Raw genomic sequence first — 25,564 nt, forward strand, 5'->3', positions numbered from 1 at the left:
ATTTCACATTCCGGACTTCGCGGCCCTCAGCCCGGCCACACGATCGACTGCAGCTCGCTGTACGCGTGCAGCGCGTACGAGCCCACATCCCGGCCCACCCCGCTCTTCTTGAACCCGCCGAACGGCGCCTCCATGTTCCGGCCGATCGTGTTCACGCCGACCCCGCCCGCGCGCAGCCGCCGCGCGACCCGGAAGGCGCGGGCCACATCGCCCGACCAGACGTAGTCGAGGAGGCCGTAGTCGCTGTCGTTGGCCAGCGCGATGCCTTCCTCCTCGTCCTCGAAGGGGACCACCACCACGACCGGGCCGAAGATCTCCTCCCGGACCACCCGCATGTCGTTCGTGCAGTCCGCGAGCAGCGTCGGGGCCACGTAGAAACCCTTCTCCAACGAGGCCGGGCGCTCGCCACCCGCGACGACCCGCGCGCCTTCCTTGCGCCCCAGCTCGACGTACGACTCGATGCGGTCCCGGTGGGCCGCCGAGATCACCGGACCGACGATCGTCCCCTTTTCCCGCGGATCACCGACCTTCATGAAGCCGATGTAGCCGGTCAGCTTCTCGACGAGAGCGTCATGGACGGCGCGGTGCGCGATCACCCTCGTCGGGGCCGTGCAGATCTGTCCGCTGTAGAAGGAGAACGTCGTCCCGATGCCCGCCACCGCCGAGTCCAGGTCCGCGTCCTCGAAGACGAGCGCCGCGCCCTTGCCGCCCAGCTCCATCAACTGGCGTTTCATGTCGCGGCCGCACACCTCGGCGATCCGCTGCCCCACCGCCGTCGAGCCGGTGAAGCTCACCATGTCGACGTCCCCGGAGTCGACGGCCGCCTCGCCCACCTCGGGGCGCGCGCCGCTCACCACGTTCACCACTCCCGGCGGCGCCCCGGCCTCCTCAAGAGCCGCCGCCATCCGGTACACCGACAGCGGGTCCTGCGGGGCGGGCTTCACCAGGACCGTGTTGCCCATGGCCAGGGCGGGCGCCACTTTGCCCGCCGGGTTGGCCCACGGGTTGTTGTACGAGGTGATGCAGGTGACGACACCCACCGGCTGGCGGACGGTGAGCGCCCCCACGACGCCGGCCTTGCCCATCGGCCCCGCCTCATTGATCTGCGGGGGCAGCCCTGCCTCGACCGGTTCCATCGCCCCCTTCGCGTACCGCTTGAAACGCGCCACCGACACCGCGACCTGCATGCCCCGCGCCGTGCCGGTCGTCGCGCCGCTCTCGGCCTGCGCGAGTTCCGCGTACGGAACCAGGTCGCGCTGCATGATCGACGCGGCGCGGTCCAGGACCGCGGCCCGCTCCTCCGGGGTCGTACGCGACCAGGTGGCGAAGGCGTCGCGGGCGGCTGCGGCTGCCGCGTGCACCTGCGCGCGGCTCGCCTCGGGCGCCAGGCCCACGACCTCCTCCGTCGCCGGGTTGATCACCTCGTAGTGGCCGCCGTCGGGCTCGACCCACTCGCCGCCGACGAACAGCCGCTGGTCCTGCACCGGTCGGTCGCTCACTTGGTGCTCACCGTCCTGGTGTCGCGGCCCGAACGCAGCACCGTGCCCGGGGTCGCACCCGTCACCTGGTCCTCGCGGATGGCCTCGACGCCGTTGACCCAGACGGCGTTGACCCCGATGGCCTTGGAGTCGAGACGCGGACTGTCACCGGGCAGGTCGTGCACAAGGGTGGCCTTGCCCGCGTCGATGCGCTCGGGGTCGAAGAGGACGAGGTCGGCGTGGAAGCCCTCCTCGACACGGCCCCTGTCCCGCAGCCCGAAGAGCTGCGCCGGATCGTCGGTGAGCATCTTCACCGCCTGCTCCAGGCCCACCAGCTTCCGCCCCCGCAGACAGTCCCCGATGAACCGGGTCGTGTACGGGGCTCCGCACATGCGGTCCAGGTGCGCGCCCGCGTCGGAGCCGCCCAGCATGACGTCCTCGTGCTGCCAGGTCTCCTGGCGCAGCGCCCACGAGGCGGGATCGTTGTCGGAGGGCATCGGCCACAGGACCGTACGCAGGTCGTCGTTGGCGCAGATCTCGACGAGGCACTGGAAGGCCTCCTGCCCACGCTCGGCGGCGATGTCGGCGACGACACGGCCGGTGAGGCCCTCGTTCTCCTTGGAGTACGTGTCCCCGATGACGTACCGGTCGAAGTGCGCGAGCCGCCTGAAGACCCCGGCCTCCTTGCTGTCTGCGCGCCGCAGCATCTCGCTCCGCACGTCCGGGTCGCGCAGCTTGGCGATGCGCTCGGGCACGGGCAGGCCCAGCACGTCTCCCCAGCCGGGGATCAGGTTCAGGGCGCAGAAGGTGCCGAGCGACATGTTCATGGGGGTGAGGATCGGCATGGTCAGGGCGACGATCCGGCCGCCGGACTCACGGGCCCGCTCACTGGCGGCCAGCTGGCGTGGCACGCGCTCGGGCACGGCGGCGTCGATGGTGAGGACGTTCCAGTTCAGCGGCCGGCCCGCGGCGGCGCTCATCTCGACGAACAGATCGATCTCGTCGTCGCTGAACTGATCAAGACAGCCCGCGACGATGGCTTCCAGCTGCGTTCCCTCGTGCTCGGCGACGGCCCGGCTGAGCGCGAGCAGCTCGGCGGGCTTCGCGTGCCGGGAGGCGACCGGCTGCCCGTCGCCGTCGGAGTGCGTGGACGACTGCGTGGTGGAGAGCCCCCAGGCCCCGGCGTCCATGGCGTCATGGAAGAGCCGCAGCATCTGGTCGAGCTGCTCGGGGGTCGGCTGCCCGCCCACCGCGTCGGCGCCCATCACGTACCGCCGCAGCGCGCAATGCCCCACCATGAACCCGGCGTTGACGGCGACGCGTCCCTCCAGGGCGTCCAGATACTCGCCGAACGAACTCCACGACCAGGGCGCCCCCTCTTCGAGGGCCACCAGGGACATGCCCTCGACCTTCGACATCATCCGCCGCGTGTAGTCGGCGTCCTCGGGCCGGTCGGGATGCAAGGGGGCGAGGGTGAACCCGCAGTTGCCGCCCGCGACGGTTGTGACGCCGTGGTTCAGGGAGGGGGTCGCGTACGGGTCCCAGAAGAGCTGGGCGTCGTAGTGCGTATGGGGGTCGACGAAACCGGGGGCGAGGACGCGCCCCTGGGCGTCCTCGCTGGACCGGGCCTCTTCGGTCGTGGTCCCGGGCTCGGCGATGAGGGCGATGCGCCCGCCCCGGATACCGACGTCGGCGGTGTATGCGGGGGCGCCGGTTCCGTCGACTACGGTCGCGCCTTTGATGAGGTGGTCAAGCATGGCGGGAGAGGTCCCCCTTCGGAGAGCGGGTGGGTGGGTGGGAGAAAGCCCGTCCGGCGCTTGAGGACACGCCCGAAGGGCGAAGAGGGGGCACCCCGGCTTCCGTCCGGGAGAGGAAGCCGGGGCAGACAGTGGTGGCGGCTCAACCGCCGGAGGCACCCCGCATGCGGGTGGTCCGATGCACGGGATCGGTGTCGATCTTGGGAATCACATGCTCACCGATCAACTTGATCGTGTTCTTCGTGTCCTCGGACGAAATCCCGATCGGCAGCCCGAAGCTGAGCTGATCCGCCCCCGCCTGCTCCCACCGCTTGCACTGCGTGAGCACCTCGTCCGGGTCACCGCAGATCATCAGCTCCTCGGCGATGAGCAGCTCGATGATCTCCTCGGTGTACTCGGGGAGCAGCTCGGGCCACTCGGGGATGCCCTCCGGCCGCGGGAAGGTGTCGTGGTACCGGAACAGCAGCGACTGCAGATAGTTGAGCCCGCCGCTGACGGCGATCTCCACGGCCTTCTTGTGGGTCTCGGCGCAGATCGCGGTGGAGGTCACCATGACGTTGTCGTTGACGAAGTCACCGACCGGCTCGGCGTCCTTCACGGCCGTCTTGTACGACTCCAGGACCCACTCCATGTCGGAGACCTTCTGCACGCTGAAGCCCAGGACCCCGAGCCCCTTCTTGCCGGCCATCGCGTACGAGGGCGGGGACCCGGCGGCGTACCACATGGCCGGGTGCGACTTCCCGTACGGCTTGGGCAGGACCTTGCGGGGCGGCAGCGACCAGTGTTTGCCCTGGAAGCCGACGTACTCGTCCTGGAGCCACATCTTGGGGAACTCGGCGATGGTCTCTTCCCAGAGTTCCTTGGTGTGGTTCATGTCGGTGATGCCCGGCATGAAGCCCAATATCTCGTGCGACCCGGCCCCGCGGCCCGACCCGAACTCGAAGCGCCCCTCGGAGAGATGGTCGAGCATGGCCACCTTCTCGGCGACCTTGACCGGGTGGTTCACCGGGGCGAGCGGGTTGAAGATCCCGGAGCCGAGGTGGATGCGGTCGGTCGCGTGGGCGAGGTAGCCGAGGAAGACGTCGTTGGCGGAGAGGTGTGAGTACTCCTCCAGGAAGTGGTGCTCGGAGGCCCAGGCGTACTTGAAGCCGGACTTGTCCGCCTGGATGACGTACTCGGTCTCCTCGATGAGTGCCTTGTGCTCTGCTTCGGGGTCGACCTTGGCCCGCTTGGCGGGCACGTATCCCTGTACAAAGAGACCGAATTCCAAGGAGGTTCACCATCCTCGTGAGTATCTTCGAGTTACGAGTTTCTGACGAACCGTCAGATCGTGATGCGACGACTGTTCCACCGGCCGCGGGGACCGTCAATACCCGCGGGCGCGCATACTGACGTCCCGTCAGACAATGCTGACGCCCGCGAGCCACCCGCCGTCGATGACGAACGGCTGCCCGGTGATGTACGCCGAGTCGTCCCCGGTCAGGAAGAGCGCGAGCGCCGCCACCTCCTCGGGCCTGCCGATCCGCCCGAGCGGCACGAGCTTCTTGTAGAGCCCGGCGACGGCGTCCCCCGCCTCGGCGGGGTCGGCGGTCGGGTCGAGCTGCGCGGGATTGGTCATCGGGGTGTCGACGGCACCCGGGCAGACGGCGTTGACGCGGATGTTCCCGGCCGCGAGCTCCAGCGCGGCGACCCGGGTCAGACCGAGGATGGCGTGCTTGGTCGCGGCGTACGCGCCGACGTACGCCATGCCCGTCATCGCCGTGTACGAGGCGGTGTTCACGATGGTCCCGCCGCCGGCGGCGGCGATCTCGGGGGCGACGGTGCGGATGCCGAGAAAGCAGCCGACCTGATTCACCTGGATGATCTGCTGGAACTCTTCGAGCGGAGTGCTGACGAGCTCGTTGAACCGCAGGATTCCGGCGTTGTTGACGAGACCGTCGACCTTCCCGAAAGCGTCCTTGGCAGCTGCCACGGCCGCGCTCCAGTCGGCCTCCTGGCTGACGTCGAGGTGCACGTACTTGGCGACATCACCGCCGAGTTCCTTGGCCAGGGCCTCGCCTTGGTCGTCGAGCACGTCACCGACGACGACCCGCGCGCCCTCAGCGACGAAGAGCCGCGCCTCCTGCTCGCCCTGCCCGCGCGCACCACCGGTGACGATGACGACGCGACCGTCCAGCTTGCCCATACGAGTCTCCTTGAGTGAGGTCAGGGTCAGGGGGTGCTCAGTTGAGGTGCGGGGCGACCTCGGCGGCGAAGGCGGCCATCTGGTCGGTGAGTTCGGTGCGACCGCGGCTGCGGAAGCGCACCTGGATCTGCTGCACGCCCATCGCGCCGTACGCGCGCAGCGACTCGGCGAGGGCGTCCGGCTTCCCGCTCAGGGTGCGCCGCCCCACGGACCAGCCGGGCTCCCCCACGTACAGGGGCTCGGCGATCGCCCCGACGACGATCGGCTCCTCGACCCCTGCCTCCTCCCTCAGCCGCTTGAGCCTGGCGATCTGCGCGGGCAGCTTGTCGCGCGGGTCGCCCTGCGGCAGCCACCCGTCGCCACGTACGGCGGCCCTGCGGACGGCGGCGGGCGAGGAGCCGCCCACCCAGATGGGCACGCGTTCCTGCGCCGGGCGCGGCTGCTGGCCGAGCCCGCCGAAGTCGTAGTGCTCGCCGTGGTGTTCGGGATACTCCTCGGGCCCGAGGGCGGCCTTCAGCGCGTCGATGCTTTCGTCCAACACGGGCCCGCGCCGCTCGAAGTCGGCGCCGACGGCGTCGAACTCCTCCTGCACGTGCCCGGCCCCGACACCGAGGATCAGCCGCCCGCCGCTGAGCCGGTCCAGGGTGGCGTACTGCTTGGCGGTGACGAGCGGGTGCCGGAGTCCGACGACGGCGACGTGGCTCATCAGCCGTACGTTCTCGGTGATCCCGGCGAGGAAGGAGAGCGTGGCCACCGGGTCGTACCAGACGGTGCTCATGGTGTCGGCGAGCCGCCGCGGAATGGCCACGTGATCACATCCGGCGACGTACGCGAAGCCGCCGCGGTCGGCGGCGCGGGCGATCTCGGCGAGATCCTCGGCGGTGGCGTCGGCCTCCCACGCCTCGGCGTAGATGACGCTCTGCGACTGGATCGGGAGTTGCATCCCGTAGACCAGTCGCCCCTGCGGGAAGATGTGCGCCAGCGCATTGGCAGCCATGGGAACCCGACCCCTCACCTTGATCTGACGGAGTGTCATATACGGCGACGGCTCTCATCGTCGTAGCTGACGCACCGTCAGGCAAGGGTTTGGAAGGGACTGCCCGGCAGCCGTGAGGGAGGTGGAGGCCATACCCGCCGGGCACGGGGCAGCGGGCCGCCGCCCCTCAGGGCAGCGGCCCGCGGGCGACGGCCTCCGCGCCTACGCTCCGGGCCCCGCCCACAGCCCCTCCGCCGTCAGGCCGAGCAGATCGATCGCGTTGCCCCGCACGATGCGGTCCACAATGTCCGGTGCGAGGTGGCCCATCTGGGACTCCCCCACCTCCCGCGACTTCGGCCAGGTCGAGTCGGAGTGCGGGTAGTCGGTCTCGTAGAGGACGTTCCCCACCCCGATCGCGTCGAGGTTCTTCAGGCCGAAGGCGTCGTCGAAGAAGCACCCGTACACGTGCTCGGCGAAGAGCTCGGACGGCGGCCGGTGCACCTTGTCGGCGACCCCGCCCCACCCCCGGTTCTCCTCCCAGACCACGTCCGCGCGCTCCAGGATGTACGGAATCCACCCGATCTGCCCCTCGGCGTACATGATCCTGAGGTTCGGGAAGCGTTCGAACTTGCCGCTCATCAGCCAGTCGACCATCGAGAAGCAGCAGTTGGCGAAGGTGATGGTCGACCCGACGGCGGGCGGCGCGTCCGCGGACGTGCTCGGCATCTTGCTGCTGGACCCGATGTGCATGGCGATGACCGTGCCGGTCTCGTCGCACGCGCGCAGGAAGGGGTCCCACTCGTCCGTGTGGATGGAGGGGAGGCCCAGGTGGGGCGGTATCTCGGAGAAGGCGACGGCACGTACCCCGCGAGCGGCGTTGCGCCGGACCTCGGCGGCGGCGAGCTCCGCATCCCAGAGCGGAATGAGGGTGAGGGGGATCAGCCGGCCCCGCGCCTCGGGCCCGCACCACTCCTCCACCATCCAGTCGTTGTACGCGCGGACCCCGAGCAGACCCAGCTCACGGTCGGTCGCCTCGGTGAACGTCTGCCCGCAGAAGCGGGGGAAAGTGGGGAAGCAGAGGGCGGACTGGACGTGGTTGACGTCCATGTCGGCGAGACGGTCGGGCACGCTGAAGGACCCCGGCCGCATCTGCTCGTACGTGATCACCTCCAGCTTGATCTCGTCCCTGTCGTACCCGACCGCCGTGTCGAGGCGGGTGAGGGGCCGGTGCAGGTCTTCGTAGACCCACCAGTCGCCTATGGGCCCGTCGTCCCCTTTGGCCCCCATCACCGGGGCGAACTTCCCTCCCATAAAGGTCATTTCCTTCAGGGGTGCCCGGACGACGCGCGGCCCGCTGTCCCGGTACCGGGCCGGGAGGCGGTCCCGCCAGACGTGGGCGGGCTCAACGGTGTGGTCGTCCACCGAGATGATCCTCGGGAACGTCGGCAAGGTCTCAGTGGTCTCCATGCGCTCCACGGTAGCGCCGATCTGACGACCCGTCAGCTCCCTGTCAGGCACGAGTACGCGGACTGTCGCCCGGCCCACGAGTGCGTGGACCCTGTGAGAGCCGTCTCGCACGGCTGACGTATCCGCCATGAACAAGGCAAACTGGCGGGCAGCAAGAATCAGGTAAAGAACGGAACCTGGAAGAGCACGGAAAGTACAGAAGGCGCAGGAAGCTCAGAAAGCACCGAAAGCACGCACATCGCGGGCAGGGCAGACCCGCGGAGCACGACCAGGCACGGTGACGGCCGGGCACGTCAGGGCAGCAGGGGGAGCGATGGACGGTGTACCGCGAGTACCGGACCAGCGGCGTCCGGCCCCGGGGAACGCCCCCGAGGAACTGAGACCGCACTTCAGCGTGCTCGGCCCCGTACGCGCATGGCACGGCGCCGAGCAGCTCTCCATGGGCTCTCCGCAACAACGCGCGCTTCTCGCCGCGCTCCTGTTGCGCGCCGGCCGCACGGCGACGGCACACGAACTGATCGACGCGCTCTGGGGCGAAGAACCCCCTTCACAGGCCCTGGCCGCGGTCCGTACGTACGCGTCCCGGCTGCGCAAGGTGCTGCCCCCGGGAGTCCTGATCAGCGAATCGGGCGGATACGCGATCGCGGTGGGCGACGGCGCACTCGACCTGTCCCTCGCGGAAGACCTGTCGACGGAAGCGGAGAAGGCACGCGGCGTCGGCGACCTCTGCCAGGCCCGGTCCCTGCTCAACAAGGCACTGAGCCTCTGGGACGGCGAACCCCTCGCCAACGTCCCCGGCCCCCACGCGGAAACGGAACGCACACGCCTGGAGGAATGGCGCCTCCAGCTCCTGGAATCCCGCCTGGACATGGACCTGGAGGTCGGCTGCCACGCCGAGGCCGTCTCGGAACTCACGGCCCTCACCGCGGCACACCCCCTGCGCGAACGCCTCCGCGAACTCCTGATGCTGGCGCTCTACCGCAGCGGACGCCAGGCGGAGGCCCTTGCGGTCTACGCGGACACGCGCCGCCTGCTCGACGACGAACTGGGCGTGGACCCGCGCCCCGGCCTGAAGGAACTCCAGCAGCGCATCCTCCAGGCGGACCCGGCACTGACGGAACCCTCGGCGGCGGCCCCGGAACCAGCGGCGGCCGTCGTACGCCCCGCGCAGCTCCCCGCCACGGTCCCCGACTTCACCGGCCGCGCGTCCTTCGTCGCCGAACTGAGCGAGATCCTCTCGGCCGCCGAGGGCCGGGTGATGGCCGTCTCGGCGCTCGCGGGCATCGGAGGCGTGGGCAAGACGACCCTCGCCGTCCACGTGGCCCACGTGGCACGGACGTACTTCCCCGACGGACAGCTGTACGTCGACCTGCAAGGCGCCGGCGCGCGAGCGGCGGAACCGGAAACAGTCCTCGGCGCGTTCCTCCGCGCCCTCGGCACCCCGGACACGGCGATCCCGGACTCCCTGGAGGAGCGTGCAGCCCTCTACCGCTCGGTCCTCGACGGCCGCCGGGTCCTGGTGGTCCTGGACAACGCCCGCGACGCCGCCCAGGTACGCCCCCTGCTCCCGGGCATGGAGGGCTGCGCGGCACTCGTGACCAGCCGCATCCGCATGGTGGACCTGGCGGGCGCGCACCTGGTGGACCTGGACGTGATGTCCCCCGAGGAAGCCCTGCTCCTCTTCACCCGGATCGTCGGCGAGGAGCGGGTCACCTCGGAGCGCAAGGCCGCGCTCGACGTGGTGGCGGCGTGCGGTTTTCTGCCCCTCGCCATCCGCATCGCGGCCTCCCGCCTCGCGGCCCGCCGCACCTGGACCGTCTCCACCCTCGCCGCGAAGCTCGCGGACGAACGCCGCCGCCTGGACGAACTCCAGGCAGGCGACCTCGCGGTCAAGGCCACCTTCGAACTGGGCTACGGCCAACTGGAACCCGCCCAGGCACGAGCCTTCCGCCTCCTCGGCCTCGCAGACGGCCCGGACCTCTCCCTCGCAGCAGCGGCAGCGGTACTCGACCTGCCGCCCGAGGAAACAGAGGACCTCCTGGAGTCCCTGGTCGACACGTCCCTGGTGGAATCCGCGGCCCCGGGCCGCTACCGCTACCACGACCTGGTCCGGCTCTACGCGCGTGCGTGCGCGGAACGCGACGAGCTGCCGCCTAGCGAGAGGGGGGCGGCCATGTCGCGGTTGCTGGACTTTTACCTCGCATCGGCGGCCCGGGTCTACGCGATAGAGCGGCCCGGCGACCGGACAGTGGACCACCTCGAAGTCACCGGCCACGCGGGCCAGGACTTCAGCGACGACGCGAAGGCCCTCGACTGGCTGCACTCGGAGGCAGCCTGCATCCTGGCCTGCGTACAACAGTCACTGGGCCCGAACACGCTGCGCCGGGCAGTCGATCTGCTGCTTGCCTCGAAGGATTTGGCGGAGTCGGGAGCGAGCGCGCTGCGCTACGAACTGGCAACATCCGCCGCACGGGACGCGGCGGCGGCTGTCGGGGACGCCCATGCGGAGGGGCGGGCTCGGGTCACGCTCGCGCAGGTGCTCAGCAAAGTGGGCCACTTCGAGAAGGCGTCCGCGGAGTTGGATCGTGCCTCGGAACTCGGCGACCTCTCCGGTGACCCCTGGACCTGCGGCAACGCCCCCAACGAGCGTGGGATCACCGCCTACTGCGTCAACCAACACGCAGCCAGCGAGACGTACTTCGTCAAGTCGATTGAGGAATTCCGCGCCGACGCCAACCGAGCCGGCGAGGCAAGTGCTCTCTGCAACCTGTCCCGCGCCCTGGACGCGATGGGGCGCACATCCAAGGCAATCGAGCTCGCCCAGCAAGGGATCGCGATATACGACGACCTCGGGCTGACCTTCCGCCTCGCCAACGCGAAGAGCGCCCTCGGTATCGCTCTGGGCCACGCCGGGCGTCACGCGGAAGCCCTGGACCAACTCACCGACGCACTGCAGGTCTTCGTGGAGAACCGGCAGCGTCTGTGGGAGGGGACAACCCATTTCCGCATAGCCCAGGTTCACTTGTCGGCCCGCCAATCGGCGCTGGCCGCGCAACATGCCGAACAGGCACTCAGCACCGGCTGCGTCGGCGGGGACTGGATGCGCGCCAACGTTCTGACACTCCTGGGCAGGTCACTCCACAGCATCGGGCAGGTCGACCGTGCTCGGGCCTGCTGGCACGAGGCCCTGGCCATTCATGAGGGCTCCGGCGCTCCCGAGGCCGACGAGGTGCGCGTGCTCATCTCCCTTGCCCCCGCCCCCGCCCCTGCCATCTGAGCGACTCCCCCGAGGCGTTCATCGAACGTTTATGGGCTACTGCCAGTCTTTGGACATCGACCCGTCGCGTCGGGGGGCAGACGGATCGCATGGGCCCCATCGCTAGAGTGATCGGCCCTGAAGCGCCCGTTCGGCGACCCTCGGGGGAGTTGCCGAACGGGCGCTTCGACTCAGCGCACCGCCCGACCCAAAGGAGTTCTCACCATGAGTGACGCCATGAAGAACCAGGACATCACGACCATGGGCGACGGCCACGTGCCCGCCCCTCCGGCAAAGGACGGCACGGCCACCACCCAGGGCGATGGCCACGTGCCCGCCCCGCCGGCCAAGGACGGCACGGCCACCACCCAGGGCGATGGCCACGTGCCCGCCCCGCCCAAGGACTGACCCAAGCCACACCTCCCGACGGGGGAACGATCGGCCGCGGCGGCGCGGAGGGGGAGCCGCCGCGGCCGACGCATGCCCGAGGCCAATCCTCGGGCCGCGCCTGCGGGCCCGACCCGGCGTCTCCCGGCGGCTCCGGGCGACTCCCGGCCTTGCCTGGCGACTCTCGGTGGCGGCCGGCGACTCTCGGTGGCGGCCGGTGGCTCCCGGCCTTGCCCGGCGGCGGCCGGCGACGACCACGCCTCACGCGCCCCAGCACGGGTACGGGCACCTATGCCCCCACCGACACCTACGCCCACGCGCACGCCCCCGCCTAGGCCTACGCGGCAGCCAACTCGCACCACACGTACTTCCCTCCGCCCCCACCGGCACCATCACCCACCCCGGCAAGGGCATACCACCCCCACCCGTCGGAGCACGTCCGGACGAGAGCCAGCCCTCTCCCCTCCTCCGCATACGCGGAGACGACGTCCGGCGGCGGCTCCGGTGGCGTCGGGTCGCCGTCCCACACCCCGATCCGCAGCACCCGCCCCGCCCACCGCAGCCGCAGCGCGGCCGGCCCCTTCGTATGCCGCAGCGCATTGCTGACCAGCTCCGTCGCCACCAGTTCTGCCACCTCGGCGAGGTGCGGCAACCCGTGCGCGGCGAGGATGAGCCGCAGGGTCCGCCGACTGATCGTGACGGCGCGGAGGTCGTGGGGGACGTAGAGCGTGTACTCCCAGGGCTCTTCCGGTGGGCGGGGGTTCACGGAACAGCTCGGGGCACGTCTCGTTTCGGGCATGGGGGTACTCCTGTTCGGGGTGAGGGGGCAGCGCGAGAAGTCGGGCAGCTCTGCGGGGGAACACGGTGGCCATGCCGCAACCGCCAAGGCGTGACGGGGCGGTGCGCTTCCGGGGCTTGCGGCTCCGCAGAGTTAGCATCGCGTCACCGACAGTAGGGGTTATTAGTAACCCCCGTCAAGCTATTCGCGTACGCTGGGCCGTCACCAACTGACGGGAGCGCAGAGGCAGATGCCAGCGCGAAGCTTGATCACAGCCAGGCAGGTGCGCCTGGCCGCAGAGTTGCGCAAGCTCCGGGAAAGGGCTGGGCTCTCCGTCGGCGAGGCCGCCCGGCTACTGGGGATCGCGCCGACGAAGCTGTCCAACACCGAGTCGGCCCAGGTCGGCGTGAGCCCGGAGCGCGTACGGCATTTCGCCTGCCAGTACGCGTGCGGCGACGCGGCACTGGTGGACGCCCTGGCAGCCATGGCCGCAGACCGCGGGCGCGGCTGGTGGGAGGAGTACCGAGCGCAGTTGCCGACAGGTTTCCTCGACCTGGCGGAACTGGAGCGAAACGCGCGCTACTTGAACACGATCGAGATCGCACACGTACCGGGACTCCTGCAGACGGAGGAGCAGGTCCGGTCGATCTTCGCCTACTCGGTACCCGAACTCCCCGCTGACGAGCTGGACACTCGCGTGGCCTATCGGCTGCGGCGGCAAGCGATCCTCCACGAGGACGACGCACCTCCGTACGAGGCAGTCGTGCACGAGGCGGCCCTCCGTATCAGAGTCGCCAACCGGGCGGTGGCGCGCCGCCAGTTGGCCCACATCCTGGAAATGTCACTGCGGCCGAACGTGACCGTACGAGTGATCCCGTTCGACGTGGACGGCTTCGCCGGAGTCGGCTACCCCATGCTGTACGCGGGCGGCCCGGTCCCGCAGCTCGACACCGTGCTCCTGGACTCCGTACACGGGGTGGCGTTCCTGGACGGCGAATCACAACTGGACCGGTACCGCGCCCTCTTCCGCAAGGTGCAGCGCTCGGCACTCGACGACGTAGGGTCGAGAGAGCTCATCCACCGGCTGGCCAAGGAAGTGTGAGGGACCCCGACATGGCAACGACGACCACTTGGCAGAAGTCCTCATTCTCCGGCGGCGGCGATGGGGCCAACTGCGTCGAACTCTGCGCCCAACCACAACAAGGCACCGTCAAACTCCGCGAGAGCGACGCCCCGTACACCGAACTCTCCACAACCCCACAAGGCCTCGCCCACCTCATACGCCACGTAAAGAGCAAGGCACCGGGCCACCCGCACGCGTAACGGCGAGGCTTGGCCCCGTAACGGACTGACCGCTGAGGTGCGGGCTGGGGGGTGTGGCCGGCGCGCCCGCACGACGCGTCCGCCGGCCCCACTCACCGGCCAAATCGGGGCGGCTGGTACCCCACTCCGCCCCCACCCTCAAATTCCTCCCACCCCCCAACCCCCCACTCCGGCCCCCCACGGGATTCCCCTGCAACCCACCCCTCCCCACACCCCAGCACCGCCCCCAACCACCCATTCACGCCCCACCCACGCCCCACCCAGCGCGGCAGCCCCAACCACCCCATCGCCCGAACACCCACGCGCCACCGCAACTCCCCGACCGTCGCGGTCAGCCCTCCCCCCTGACGTCCGCCCCGGAAGAACCAGTCCGCACCCGGCAGCGAGACCCCTCACCGCCACCGGAGCCGAGCCGCTCGGCCAGGCGGCCCCGCTTCCCCGTGACGTCCGCCCCGGGAGAACCAGTCCGCACCCGGCCGGAGACCTGCCGCCGCCACCGGCCGCAGCCATACGCCCCTCCCCGGCCGCCCGGTACACAAAGCCCTTGCGGTGGAGGTGGGGCAGTCAAGGGTGGAGCGCAGCGGAATCGGCGTAGCCGACGCGACGCAGGAGCGCCCTTTACTGGCCCACCTCCACCGCCACACTCCGGAGCACCGGGCGGCCCCGGCCACCACCCGACCCCGGCCCACCAAAGCCCCCGCCGCCCTTCGGCACCCAAAGCTTCCGCCACCACCCGGCCCCCGCCCCACCCCGCACGCACACACCCCACCCAACCGCCCCCACCCCCTACACCCCCACCACCCCCCGCACCCTCTCCACGAACGCAGCCGGTGCGGCGAAGACCTCCTCCGCTGCGAAGCGCAGGACCACCCTGACCTCGGGGCATGACGCCAGGTCGTTGTAGCGGGCCAGGTCTCGGCGGTGGGCCTCCCTGGTGCCGTGGTAGGCGTAGCCCTCGATCTCGACCACCACGCCCGCCCCCCGGAAGAAGAAGTCCGGGCGCAGTACGCGGCCCATCGGCGTCAGAAGCCTTGCCTGGGACTCCGGGTGCAGGCCGGCGTCCCGCATCCGGAGCCGGGCCACCGTTTCCGCGGGGGAGCCCGCCCTTGGGTCGGCCAGCGTCAGCCACCGGCGCGCCCTCACCGCCCCCGGCAACCGCGCCACCGGCGGGGAATCCAAGGCCGCGGCCACGGTATCGACGCTGCCGAGCCACGGGCCCCGCCAGTACCGACCCCCATAACGGCGGCTGCTCAGCGCCGAGTCGAGGGCCACCACGGCATCCTCGCGAGGACCGCGGCGCAACAGATCCGCCAACGTACGCGCGACCGTCGTCACCCGTAGATCCCCCACCACGGTGATCTCCGCTGCCGGCAGCGGAAGCCAATAGACGCGTGCGCCCGTTTTGCGGCCGGCCCCCCGCGGGTCGGTGAACTCCAGCTCCTCCCGTAGTACTTCGATGCGCCACAGCCTCGCCGCCGAACGGTGGCTCGCCACCAGGTCCGGCATCGTCAGCTGCCCCGCCCAGAGTCGTAACGTCAGGTCGAGCGCCCTCCCCGGCTCCGCCCAACCACCGCCCGGGATACGCGTCCACCCCTCGGCGGCCAGACTCCTGGACAACGTGCTCCTCGGCCAACCCGCCTCCCTGGCCCAGCGCGTGAGCAGCACCCCCTCCACAGCCAGCCCCCGCAACTCACCCCACTTCCTCCCGCCTTGCGACCCTCTCGTACCTCTCGAACCCCCCATGACCTCAGGTTGGCGCACATCGGCCGATCCCGTTTCAGCCTGTGGATAACCGGCCTCTTGGGGATAACCGGCCTCTTGGGGATAACCAGCCCACGCGTATGAACAGCCCATGACCGGCCCCACTCCACCCCCACTCCACCCCCCACTCCAACCACCCTCCATGGCAGTAAAGGTGGGCTGTTCGTCATTGCGGACATTCCCGCCCGCCTGAAGACTTGAGCCCACCGACACACCGCCGCGCTCCACCAACCGAAACAGCCACCCACCCCAGCGGGAAGGGACCCACCCCATGCAGATCGCGATCCTGCTCTACGACAACTTCACCGTCCTCGACGCCATCGGCCCCTTCCAGACCCTCTCCTCGCTCCCCGACGCCGACGTCGTCTTCGTCGCCGAGCAGGCCGGGCCAGTACTCGACGACACCCGCACCCTCTCCCTCGTCGCCACGAAATCCCTCGCCGAGGTCAGCAGCCCGGACATCGTCGTCGTACCCGGCAGCCCCGAGCCCGACCTGAAGAACGAGGCCGTGCTCAGCTGGCTGCGTGCCGTCGACGCCACCACCACCTGGACGACATCCGTCTGCACCGGGTCGCTCATCCTCGCCGCCGCCGGGCTCCTCAAGGGCCGCCGCGCCACGTCCCATTGGCTCGCGCTCGAACAGATCAAGCAGTTCGGGGTCGAATCGACCGGGCAGCGCGTCGTCTTCGACGGGAAGTACGTCACCGGCGCAGGCGTCTCCGCCGGGATCGACATGGGCCTCACCCTCGCCGGGAAGATCGCGGGCGACGAGCACGCGCAGACCGTGCAACTCCTCATCGAGTACGACCCCCAGCCGCCGTACGACGCGGGCTCCCCGGAGAAGGCTCCCGCCGCGCTGGTCGCCAAGTTCCGGGCACAGCTCGACTCTCAGCTCGACGCCCAGCCCGACGCCCAGCCCGCGTCCTAGCCGTATCCCATATCCCGCCGAGCGCGCCGTGCGCGTCCCGCAGCCGTGGCAGAGTCACCGGCATGGTCCGCTTGAGACGCACGCCCGAACGCACTCCCGAACGCCCGCCCGAGCACACCTCCGAACGCGCCGCCGAGCGCACGCTCGGCATGGCTAACCCAACGCGGCGCCGCCTCCTCGCCCCCGCGTCCGCTCTCCTCGTCTGCGCCGCCACGGCCTCCCTCACCGGCTGTGGCGAGCAGCGGCACGACACCCCGACGAACCCCTCCGCAGCCGCGGCTCCCGCCACCTCCGCCCCTGGCGCCTCCCCCTACGTGGAACCCGGCGCCGTCGACGGCGCCCCCCACAACGGGGAGAACAACGCCTACCGGCGGCCCGGCGACATGTCCCCGGCTAGCGAGGAAGCCGCCGAGGCCGAGGCCGCTCGCATCAGGCCCGTCCTCAAGCGGCTGCACGCGGCGAAGAAGTGGGATGAGGAGAGCGTGCGGGCGGCCCTCACCGGAGAGCTCGGGTACAAGATCGAGAAGTACGACGGCAAGGGCAAGGTCCTGAGCGGCGAACTCATCGTCCAGGACATGCGTGCGCGCTACGAGAACGACGAGTACGTCACTCCCGAAGGGACCATGATCGGTCTGCGCGTACGCGATGACGCCTGCGTCACCGCCTTCGTGCAGCCGACCAATTACGAGGCGCTGGCCAACGGGCCCTTCATGGAGACCGGTTGCCTCACTCCACCCACCGGCCACTGAAAGCGCAAGAGCGCACCCCGCTCAACCCGTACGCAGCCCCCGCAGCCCCCTCAGCCCCTCAGCCCCCGCAGCCAACCCACCAACAAGCGGTTCACCTCGTACGCCCGCTCCTGCTGCACCCAATGCCCGCACCCCTCCAGGACGTGCGAGGACACCAGGCCCGGCAGCGTCTCCGGGAACGCCTTGATCGCGTCCGCCAGCCACGTCGTCGACGCGTCCTGGTCGCCGCCGATGAACAGTGACGGCTGAGTGATCGGGGCTCCGTCCCACTCGGCCAAGTCCTCCCAGTCGCGGTCCACGTTGCGGTAGCGCCTCAGCGCGCCCGTCAGGCCAGTGCGTTCGAACTCCTCGGCGTAGAAGTCGAGATCGGCCTCCGTCAGCCACGAGGGCAACGCCCCTCCCCCTGCGAAACGGTCCGACATCTTCCCGCCCCTGGCCACGAAGTGCAGGCTCGGACCGCCGTCCGGCTTCGGCATCGTGTCCGCCGAGAGCCCCGCGTAGAACCCCGCGAGCCAGCCCCGTACGTCCGGCTCGATCTCCGCCTCGGCCCTTCCCTCCTCCTGGAAGTAGCTGACGTAGAACTCCTCGTCGCCGCCGATCATGGCGAACGCGTCCGTGGGGCGGACGCCGTTGCGGGGCGCGTACGGAACACTCAGCAGGCCCACCGCCGTGAAGACGTCCGGCCTGAGCAGCGCGGAGTTGGCGGCGATGGTCGAGCCCCAGTCGTGGCCCACGATGGTGGCGGTCTCCTCGCCCAGGGCGCGTACGACGGCGGCGTTGTCGGCGACGTGGGCCGTCATCCCGTACGCGTCCACCTCGCGCGGCTTCGACGAGCGTCCGTACCCGCGCACGTCGATCGCCACCGCGCGGAAGCCGGCCTCGGCGAGCACCGGCAGCTGGTGGCGCCACGAGTACCAGGACTCGGGGAAGCCGTGGACGAGGAGCACGAGCGGGCCTGTCCCCTGCTCCACCAGGTGGATCCGGCCTGCGGGGACATCGACCAAGCGGTGCTGCGTGGCGTGCGGCATGTTTACTCCCATACCTGGATTTACAAGACGGAGAAGACAGGGCGTACCCAACGAGTACGTACATCATGATGTCGACGTACGTCACGATGCTGTCCCCTCGCCTCCCCCACCCGGAAGAAACTTTGCCGACCCGGCAAACCGTCGACAGGCGCTTGGTCACCCGAAACCCGGTGGACACGCCCCGCTCCCCGCCCCGATAGTGCCGCCCATGACTTCTTTGGTGCGCCACCTCACCTTCGACTGTTCCGACGCCTACCGTCAGGCCACGTTCTGGGCCGAGATACTCGGCGGGAAGATCTCCGACGAAGACGTCCCCGGCGACCCCGAAGCCCTGGTCACCGCCGAGGGCATGACGTTGCTCTTCGTGACCGTGCCCGACACCAAGACCGTCAAGAACCGCGTGCACGTCGATCTTCAGCCGCAGGACCGCACCCGCGACGAGGAGGTGGAGCGGGTCGTCGGACTCGGCGCCAAGATCGTGGGCGACCACCGAATGCCCGACGGGCGCGGCTGGGTCACTCTCACTGACCTGGAGGGCAACGAGTTCTGCGTCGAGCGCAGCGCCGCCGAGCGACCAACCCCACCCAACTGAGCTCAGCGTGACCGCAGTTCTCTCTTCAGCACCTTCCCACTCGCGTTCCTCGGCAACTCACCGACGAACTCGATCTCCCTGGGCACCTTGTAGTTGGCCATCTCGCGCCGCGACCACGCGATCAGGTCGTCCGCCGTGAGGACCGCCCCCGGGCGCCGCACCACGTACGCCTTGCCCACCTCGCCGAGGCGCGGGTCGGGTACGCCGATCACCGCCACGTCCGCGACCTGTGGGTGGAGGCCGATGAGTTGCTCTATTTCGGCGGGGTAGGCGTTGAAGCCGCCGACGATGAACATGTCCTTGATCCGGTCGGTGATGCGGAGGTTGCCGGCCTCGTCGAGTACGCCGACGTCGCCCGTGCGCAGCCAGCCGTCGGGGGTGACGGTCTTCTTCGTCTCGGCCGGGTCCTCGAAGTAGCCCTGCATGACGTTGTGTCCGCGTACGAGGATCTCTCCGGGGTGGCCCGGTGAGAGTGGCTCGCCGGCGGGGCTCACCACGCGTACCTCCGTGTCGGGGATGGCGCGGCCGGATGTGGAGGCGATGACGCGGGCGGCGTCTCCTTGGCGGCACATGGTGACGATGCCGCTCGCCTCGGAGAGGCCGTATGCCGTCAGGACGGTGGCGATGTGCAGTTCGGTGCGCAGGCGTTCGACGAGTCGCAGGGGGACCACGGCGGCGCCCGTCACCACCAGGCGCAGGGCGGTCAGGTCGTGCTGGTCGCGGGCGGGGTGGTCGAGGAGGGACTGGTGGAGGGTGGGCGGGCCGGGGAGGACCGAGATGCGTTCGGCCGCCACGTTCGCGAGGACCGTGTCCACGTTGAAGACCGGCTGCGGGATCATCGTCGCGCCGCGCATGAGGCAGGCGATGATGCCCGCTTTGTAGCCGAAGGTGTGGAAGAAGGGGTTGACGATGAGGTAGCGGTCTCCTTGTCGCAGGCCCGCGAGCTCGCTCCAGACGTCGTAGCAGCGCAGGGTCTGGGCGTGGGTGATGACGGCGCCCTTGGGGCGGCCTGTCGTGCCCGAGGTGTAGATGATGTCCGAGGGTGCCGCGCCGTCGACGCTTTCCGCGCGTGCTCGTTCGTCACGGCCGCTCACTCCGTCGCCGCTGGCCAGGAAGTCCTTCCAGGTGCGGAAGTCTTCCGGGGCGTCATCCGAGAGGACCACCACTTGTTCCAGGTGCGGCAGGCCCGGCAGCGGCCCGTTCCCGTCGCCTTCCTGGGTGGCGCGGCGCAGTGAGGCGACGTACGACGTGCCGAGGAAGGTGCCTGTCACGAAGAGCAGCTTGGCTCGGCTGCGTCGCAGTACGTAGGACGCTTCGGCGCCCTTGAAGCGGGTGTTGAGGGGGACGAGGACGGCGCCCGCCGATACGGCGCCCAGCGCGGAGACGATCCAGTCCAAGGTGTTGGGCGCCCAGACGGCCACGCGGTCGCCGGAGTTGACGCCGTTGGCCATGCATGCGGCGGCGGCCCGTTCCACGCGCCGGCCGAGTTCCGCGTACGTGACACGGGCGCGGCCCTCGACGACCGCCTCCCGGTCGCCGTACCGCTCGGCGGCTGCCCGGACAAGTCCCGGGATGCTTCCCCACTCCAGGTCGCCGCGCATCGCAAGCCCCTCCGCCGCAGTAGCTGACTATCCGTCAGATTAGCTGTAACCTGACGCGCTGTCAGCAGTCGGGACGACGTATGGCGAAGCCCTGAGCCTCGCCACTCGCGGAGGTGCCGTTGCCCATGCCGTTGCCCATGGCCTCACTCAAAGACGCTACAGCGATAGTCGGGATCGGACAGACCGCGTTCGCGAAACAACTGGCTGAGGACGAGAAGACGTTGGCCTGCCGGGCGATCCTCGCCGCCCTCGACGACGCGGGCATAGCCCCCTCCGAGGTCGACGCCTTCGCCTCGTACACGATGGAGGAGACGGACGAGGTCGAGGTCGCCAAGGCGATCGGCGCCGGTGACGTGACCTTCTTCAGCAAGGTCGGCTACGGCGGCGGCGGTTCCTGCGCGACCATCGCCCACCTCGCGGCAGCCGTCGCCACCGGACAGGCGAGCGTGGGCATCGCCTGGCGGTCCCGCAAGCGGGGCAGCGGGCCGCGCCCCTGGAAGAACACCGCGGTCCAGCTCCCCACCCCGGGGCAGTGGACGCGCCCCTTCGGCCTCCTCCGGCCCGCGGACGAGATCGGGATGCTGGCCCGCCGCTACATGCACGAGTACGGCGCCACCCGCGACCACCTCTTCAACGTCGCCCTCGCGTGCAGGAACCGGGCCAACCAGAACCCCGCCGCGATGATGTACGACCGGCCGCTCACCCGCGAGATGTACATGTCCTCCCGCTGGATCAGCGAGCCGCTCTGCCTCTTCGACAACTGCCTGGAGACGGACGGCGCGTTGGCGTGCGTCATCGTCTCCGCCGAGCGGGCGCGGGACTGCCGGCACAAGCCCGTGTACGTCCATTCCGTCGCCCAGGGGCTGCCCGCGCAGCACCACGGGATGGTCAACTACTGGAACGACGACCCGCTCACCGGCCCCGCCTGGACGGCGGCCCGCCACCTCTGGAAGCAGGCGGACTTCGCGCCCGAGGACGTGGACGTGGCCCAGATCTACGACGCGTTCACCCCGCTCATCCCGCTCTCCCTGGAGGGCTACGGCTTCTGCGGCCGCGGCGAGGGCGGCGCGTTCACGGAGGGCGGCGCGCTGGAGAGCGGTGGCCGGCTGCCGATCAACACCGGGGGCGGCGGCCTGAGCGAGGCGTACGTCCACGGCTTCAACCTCATCAACGAGGGCGTGAAGCAACTGCGGGGGACGAGCACGGCGCAGGTGCCGAACGCGGCGACGTGCCTGGTGACGGCGGGCGAGGGCGTACCGACGTCGGCGGTGTTGCTGCGGGCCCCTTAGGGGCGCGAGGAACTGCGCGAGCAACCACAATCGACCCGCACCCGTAAAGGGACACCCACATGGCAGACGCGACGACCGAGCCACTGCTGACCCCCACCATCGACACCGACGGCGCCCCGTTCTGGGAGTACGCCGCCCGTGGCGAACTCCGGATACAAGCTTGCACCGCCTGCGGCGAGCTGAGGTTCCCGCCCAGGCCCTGCTGCCCCCACTGCCAGTCCTTCGACAGCGAGTGGCGCAGGATGAGCGGTCGTGGCCGCATCTGGTCCTACGTCCGCCCGCACCCGCCCCTGCTGCCCGCCTACGCCGCGCAGGCCCCGTACAACGCGATCATCGTCGAGCTGGCCGACGCCCCCCGCATCCGGCTCGTCGGGAATCTCGTCGCCGCCCCGGACGCCCCGCTGGACTCCGTCGATCCCGAGCGGCTGCGCATCGGCGCGAAGGTGCAGGTCGCGTTCACCGACGTGGAGGGGGTCGCGATGCCCCGCTGGCTCCTGGAGCGGCCATGAGCGTGCGTACGGAGACCGACAAGGACACGGGCGTCGCGGTCGTCACGCTCGACCGCCCCGCACGGCACAACGCCATCGACGGCGAGACGGCCGAGCAACTGACCGCTGCCTGGCGGGAGTTCCGCTTCGACGACTCCGTGCGGGCGGTCGTCCTGACCGGAGCGGGGGAGAAGGCGTTCTGCACCGGCATCGACCGTGACACCGCCGTCCCGCAGCCCGGCTCCCCCTACTCGATGGACGACCCGCTCCTGAACGTCGGACCCAAGGCCAACGACCTGTGGAAGCCGGTCATCGCCGCCGTCAACGGCATGGCGTGCGGCGGCGCGTTCTATCTCCTGGGCGAGGCGGAGTTCGTGATCGCCGCCGAGCACGCCACGTTCTTCGACCCACACACCACCTACGGCATGGTCAGCGCGTACGAGGCGATCCTGATGGCGCAGCGCATGCCGCTCGGCGAGGTCGCCAGGATGTCGCTGATGGGTACGGCCGAGCGGGTGTCCGCGCGGCGAGCCTACGAGGTGGGCCTTGTCTCCGAACTCGCCCCGCCCCAAGACCTGTTGACGGCTGCGACCCGCGCGGCCGAGGTCATCGCCTCGTACCCCACCGAGCCTGTCCAGGGCACGGTGCGAGCACTCTGGGCGGCGAAGGAGGCGGCCCGTACCCAGGCCCTGGCCCAGGCACCGCACCTCATCGCGCTCGGCAACCTTCCCCCGGAGCGGCAGGCGGGACTCTTCAGTGGGCGGGGACGCGAAGGCGGGCAAGGACCCGGCTTCCGCACGAGGTGAGCGACACCTGATGAGCGACACCAGGTGAGCGACACCAGGTGAGCGACGGAAACCGTCGCCTCGCGCAGTTCACGCGGTCGGCGTAACGTCACGAGTGGACGGCCGCCGTCCGGAGCCCCTTCCAAAGCTGGTGCGACGGCCGTCACGAGGCGGTCCCGCGCACCGCGGACCTGATCAAGACCGGGCCGTGCCCGTCCCCCGCTCCGCGTCCAGCGCGTACACGCAGCGGTCCTTGCTGCACGCGTACACGACGCCGTCCCGCACCACCGGCGCCCCGGTGATCTCGCCGCCCGTGGCCAGCTTCCAGCGCAGGCGGCCGTCGTCCGCCTTCAGCGTGTAGAGCAGGTGGTCCGTCGACCCGAAGTGGATGCGCCGGTCCGCCACGACGGGCGTGCCGACGACCTCGCCGCCCGCCTGGAAGCGCCATTTCGGCGTGCCCGTCACCGCGTCCAGGGTGTAGAGCCCCTTGCCGCTGCCCACGTGGACGTGGCCGTCGGCGACCAGGACCGGCTCGATCGACGCGCGGGACTCCGTGGCGATGCGCCACCGGTCACGGCCGTCCGTGGCGTCGAGGGCGTACACGGTGCCCAGGTAGTCCGCGAGGTACACGCCGCCGCCGGTGACCGCGGGCCCCGGCGCGAACGCGGGCGGGCACAGGAACGCGGCGGGCGCCTCGAAGTGCCAGCGGACATGGCCGCCCGCCACGTCGATGGCGAGGACCCGGGAGCCCGCGGACACGTACACGTACCCGTCCTGGGCGGGCGCCAGGCGCACCGGGACGCCGCCGCAGGAGGCCGCGTCGCCGATGGGGTACGACCAGCGCTCGTCGCCCGTACGGGCCTCCAGGGCGCGCAGGCGGGCGTTCTGCCAGACGTAGACCGTGCCGTCGTGGACGACGGGTCCGGCCTCGGGGGTCTCGAAGTCGGTCTGGGCCCCGGTGATCTCCCAGAGCTTCTCGCCGTTCGCGGCTTCCCAGGCCTGGACGCCGCCGCCGCGCGTGCCGGTGACGACGGTGCCGCGGTCGGCCTGGAGGGAGTACACCCAGGCGTCGGTGTTCAGGCGCCACAGGTCGGTGCCGTCGGCGCCGTCCAGGGCGTAGAGCGTGGGGCCGTCGGAGGCGTGGATACGTCCGTCGGCGACGCCCATGGACCAGGCGACGTCCCGCGTCTTGAAGCTGCGGCGGCCCGTGCTCACGTCCAGGGCGTGGACCTCGAAGGACGTGACGTACACGAGGTTGCCCGCCACGGCGGGCGTACCCCACACGTCGTTGGACATCCGGAAGCGCCACGGGCGCCACGCGGCCCCCGCGTCCGGCGCGGCGGCGGGGGCGGGCACCACGGGGTCGGCGCCGTTCGCCGCGGCCTTGGACCGCGACCAGGAGGCGGCGAGGCCGGTGTCGGCGGGCACGGCGCCCACGGCGGCGCGGGCGTCGGCCACCCGCGGTCCCGGACCGATCGGCACCTTCGCCCCGGCGAGGTGGACGGGTCCGGCGTCCGGCACACCCCCGAAGGGCGGCGGCTGCGTGGGCGGTACGGGCGGGGCGTGCTGCGGAGGGGGCGGTGCGACGGCGGGGGCGCCACCGCGGCCGCCACTGCGCCCGGAGGAGGCGAGCGCGGCCCGCGCGGGCGGACGGCCGCCCCGGCGGGACTCGATCAGGGCGACGGCGCGCTCCGGAAGCCACGCGGAGGCCGTGCCGCTGTCGCCGTCCTCGCTCTCGGAGGCGAAGAGGTGCGGGGCGAGCTGGGCCTGGAGGTCGGCGGGGCTGGGGCGCAGCGCGGCCTCCATCTGCATGCACGTCTCGATGAGCGGACGCAGCTCGTCCGGGAGTCCCTCCAGGTCAGGGCCCTCGCGGAGCAGCATGAAGACGGTCTCCACGGGGTTCGCCCCGTGGAAGGGCGCGTGCCCGGTGGCGGCGAAGACGAGCATCGAGCCGAGCGAGAAGACGTCGCTGGCGCCGGTGACGCTGCGTGAGTCCTTCGCCTGCTCGGGCGACATGTACGCGGGCGTGCCCACGGCGACGTTCGTCATGGTCAGGCGGGTGTTGGAGACGCCGGACGCGATGCCGAAGTCGATCACGCGGGGGCCGTCCTCCACCACGAGGACGTTCGACGGCTTGAGGTCACGGTGGACGAGGCCGGCGCCGTGGATGGACTCCAGGGCCTCGGCGACGCCCGCTGCCAGCCAGCGCACGGCCTGGGTGGGCAGCGGCCCGTGCTCGTTCACTATTTCCTCGAGCGAGGGAGCGGGCACATAGGCGGTGGCCAGCCACGGCACGGCCGCGCGCGGGTCGGCGTCGACGACGGCGGCCGTGTAGAAACCGGACACCGCCCGTGCCGCCTCGACCTCGCGCGTGAAGCGGACGCGGAACAGCTGGTCCTCGGCGAGCTCGGTCCTGACCGTCTTGATCGCCACGCGCCGCCCTGACGCGGAGCGCGCGAGGTAGACAAGACCCATGCCACCGGCTCCGAGCCGGCCGAGCACCTCGAACGGGCCGATCCGCCTCGGATCGTGCTGCGTCAGCTGATCCACCACTTGCCCTGCCACCTCCCCGTACCCGGGCGCCGTATGAGCGGCCCCGTGCAGCGTCTCACCACCGAGCCGCTACGGCGGCACGCACCCTGATTCTTCCTGTCCGGGGCGGTGGTTGCGAACCCGGGGCGGGATCGGGGTGTTGTGGGACAAAGAAGACGCAAGAAGAAGGAGATATGTGAGCGA

At 70.5% G+C, this 25,564-nt stretch carries 21 protein-coding genes; 10 read left to right on the forward strand and 11 right to left on the reverse strand.

From position 1 onward, the window contains the following. Positions 1-26: 26 nt before the first annotated feature. The 6 genes from ACWFRU_RS21260 to ACWFRU_RS21285 all read right to left on the reverse strand — a co-directional run bounded on the left by ACWFRU_RS21260 (position 27) and on the right by ACWFRU_RS21285 (position 7,845). Entirely contained in the window at positions 27-1,499 is a 1,473-nt protein-coding gene (locus ACWFRU_RS21260; protein ID WP_453689159.1) for an aldehyde dehydrogenase family protein, read from the reverse strand. After that, positions 1,496-3,235 (reverse strand): N-acyl-D-amino-acid deacylase family protein, encoded by a 1,740-nt coding sequence (locus ACWFRU_RS21265; protein WP_453689161.1) that lies wholly within the window; start codon positions 3,233-3,235, stop codon positions 1,496-1,498. Before ACWFRU_RS21265 ends, ACWFRU_RS21260 begins: the two co-directional genes overlap by 4 nt. 142 nt (positions 3,236-3,377) lie before the next feature. Next, a complete protein-coding gene (locus tag ACWFRU_RS21270; protein WP_453689163.1) occupies positions 3,378-4,505 on the reverse strand; it encodes an LLM class flavin-dependent oxidoreductase in 1,128 nt (375 codons plus the stop codon). Between the two features lie 129 nt (positions 4,506-4,634). After that, positions 4,635-5,420, reverse strand: coding sequence for an SDR family NAD(P)-dependent oxidoreductase (locus ACWFRU_RS21275; RefSeq protein WP_453689165.1), 786 nt, complete (start codon positions 5,418-5,420; stop codon positions 4,635-4,637). 37 nt (positions 5,421-5,457) lie between these two features. Next, positions 5,458-6,417 (reverse strand): LLM class F420-dependent oxidoreductase, encoded by a 960-nt coding sequence (locus ACWFRU_RS21280; RefSeq protein WP_453689167.1) that lies wholly within the window; start codon positions 6,415-6,417, stop codon positions 5,458-5,460. 201 nt (positions 6,418-6,618) lie between these two features. Continuing rightward, positions 6,619-7,845 carry an amidohydrolase family protein gene (locus ACWFRU_RS21285; protein WP_453689470.1) on the reverse strand — a complete coding sequence of 409 codons (1,227 nt, stop codon included), beginning with the start codon at positions 7,843-7,845 and terminating at the stop codon, positions 6,619-6,621. Between the two features lie 331 nt (positions 7,846-8,176). On the opposite strand from ACWFRU_RS21285, the gene ACWFRU_RS21290 reads away from it, so the two are divergent. Further along, positions 8,177-11,140 carry an AfsR/SARP family transcriptional regulator gene (locus ACWFRU_RS21290; RefSeq protein WP_453689169.1) on the forward strand — a complete coding sequence of 988 codons (2,964 nt, stop codon included), beginning with the start codon at positions 8,177-8,179 and terminating at the stop codon, positions 11,138-11,140. 204 nt (positions 11,141-11,344) lie between these two features. Then, positions 11,345-11,527: a sigma-like protein gene (locus ACWFRU_RS21295; protein ID WP_453689171.1), complete on the forward strand. Its 183-nt coding sequence runs from the start codon at positions 11,345-11,347 to the stop codon at positions 11,525-11,527. 316 nt (positions 11,528-11,843) lie between these two features. Here ACWFRU_RS21295 and ACWFRU_RS21300 read toward each other — a convergent pair whose 3' ends face one another. After that, a complete protein-coding gene (locus ACWFRU_RS21300) occupies positions 11,844-12,305 on the reverse strand; it encodes an ATP-binding protein (RefSeq protein ID WP_453689173.1) in 462 nt (153 codons plus the stop codon). Positions 12,306-12,534: 229 nt separating this feature from the next. Here ACWFRU_RS21300 and ACWFRU_RS21305 point away from each other — a divergent pair, with 229 nt between their 5' ends. Together ACWFRU_RS21305 and ACWFRU_RS21310 are read left to right on the forward strand one after the other, a co-directional pair. Beyond that, on the forward strand, positions 12,535-13,386 hold the full coding sequence (locus tag ACWFRU_RS21305; RefSeq protein WP_453689175.1) for a helix-turn-helix domain-containing protein: 852 nt from the start codon (positions 12,535-12,537) through the stop codon (positions 13,384-13,386). Between the two features lie 11 nt (positions 13,387-13,397). Beyond that, positions 13,398-13,607 (forward strand): DUF397 domain-containing protein, encoded by a 210-nt coding sequence (locus tag ACWFRU_RS21310; RefSeq protein ID WP_453689177.1) that lies wholly within the window; start codon positions 13,398-13,400, stop codon positions 13,605-13,607. A gap of 786 nt (positions 13,608-14,393) precedes the next feature. Here the strand turns inward: ACWFRU_RS21310 and ACWFRU_RS21315 are convergent. After that, positions 14,394-15,224, reverse strand: a complete 831-nt coding sequence (locus ACWFRU_RS21315) for a hypothetical protein (protein ID WP_453689179.1) — start codon at positions 15,222-15,224, stop codon at positions 14,394-14,396. Positions 15,225-15,639: 415 nt separating this feature from the next. Here ACWFRU_RS21315 and ACWFRU_RS21320 point away from each other — a divergent pair, with 415 nt between their 5' ends. Together ACWFRU_RS21320 and ACWFRU_RS21325 are read left to right on the forward strand one after the other, a co-directional pair. Then, complete coding sequence (locus tag ACWFRU_RS21320; RefSeq protein WP_453689181.1) at positions 15,640-16,296, forward strand: DJ-1/PfpI family protein; 657 nt, start codon at positions 15,640-15,642, stop codon at positions 16,294-16,296. A gap of 62 nt (positions 16,297-16,358) precedes the next feature. Beyond that, on the forward strand, positions 16,359-17,045 hold the full coding sequence (locus ACWFRU_RS21325) for a hypothetical protein (RefSeq protein ID WP_453689182.1): 687 nt from the start codon (positions 16,359-16,361) through the stop codon (positions 17,043-17,045). Positions 17,046-17,095: 50 nt separating this feature from the next. On the opposite strand, the gene ACWFRU_RS21330 is transcribed toward ACWFRU_RS21325, so the two are convergent. Beyond that, the gene (locus tag ACWFRU_RS21330; RefSeq protein WP_453689184.1) at positions 17,096-18,073 is read right to left on the reverse strand and encodes an alpha/beta fold hydrolase; all 978 of its coding nucleotides are present in this window, start codon (positions 18,071-18,073) and stop codon (positions 17,096-17,098) included. A 208-nt stretch (positions 18,074-18,281) separates the two neighbouring features. On the opposite strand from ACWFRU_RS21330, the gene ACWFRU_RS21335 reads away from it, so the two are divergent. Further along, positions 18,282-18,665: a VOC family protein gene (locus tag ACWFRU_RS21335; RefSeq protein ID WP_453689186.1), complete on the forward strand. Its 384-nt coding sequence runs from the start codon at positions 18,282-18,284 to the stop codon at positions 18,663-18,665. Between the two features lie 2 nt (positions 18,666-18,667). On the opposite strand, the gene ACWFRU_RS21340 is transcribed toward ACWFRU_RS21335, so the two are convergent. Then, on the reverse strand, positions 18,668-20,266 hold the full coding sequence (locus ACWFRU_RS21340; protein WP_453689188.1) for a FadD3 family acyl-CoA ligase: 1,599 nt from the start codon (positions 20,264-20,266) through the stop codon (positions 18,668-18,670). 137 nt (positions 20,267-20,403) lie between these two features. On the opposite strand from ACWFRU_RS21340, the gene ACWFRU_RS21345 reads away from it, so the two are divergent. The 3 genes from ACWFRU_RS21345 to ACWFRU_RS21355 are packed head-to-tail and all read left to right on the forward strand — an operon-like array spanning position 20,404 to position 22,849. Continuing rightward, on the forward strand, positions 20,404-21,555 hold the full coding sequence (locus ACWFRU_RS21345; RefSeq protein WP_453689189.1) for a lipid-transfer protein: 1,152 nt from the start codon (positions 20,404-20,406) through the stop codon (positions 21,553-21,555). Positions 21,556-21,614: 59 nt separating this feature from the next. Then, complete coding sequence (locus ACWFRU_RS21350) at positions 21,615-22,064, forward strand: Zn-ribbon domain-containing OB-fold protein (RefSeq protein WP_453689191.1); 450 nt, start codon at positions 21,615-21,617, stop codon at positions 22,062-22,064. Next, complete coding sequence (locus ACWFRU_RS21355; protein ID WP_453689193.1) at positions 22,061-22,849, forward strand: enoyl-CoA hydratase/isomerase family protein; 789 nt, start codon at positions 22,061-22,063, stop codon at positions 22,847-22,849. The genes ACWFRU_RS21350 and ACWFRU_RS21355 overlap by 4 nt, the downstream gene beginning before the upstream one ends. 174 nt (positions 22,850-23,023) lie before the next feature. On the opposite strand, the gene ACWFRU_RS21360 is transcribed toward ACWFRU_RS21355, so the two are convergent. Then, positions 23,024-25,381 carry an outer membrane protein assembly factor BamB family protein gene (locus ACWFRU_RS21360; RefSeq protein WP_453689195.1) on the reverse strand — a complete coding sequence of 786 codons (2,358 nt, stop codon included), beginning with the start codon at positions 25,379-25,381 and terminating at the stop codon, positions 23,024-23,026. Between the last annotated feature and the right edge of the window lie 183 nt (positions 25,382-25,564).

The organism is Streptomyces sp. NPDC055099 (assembly GCF_053607685.1).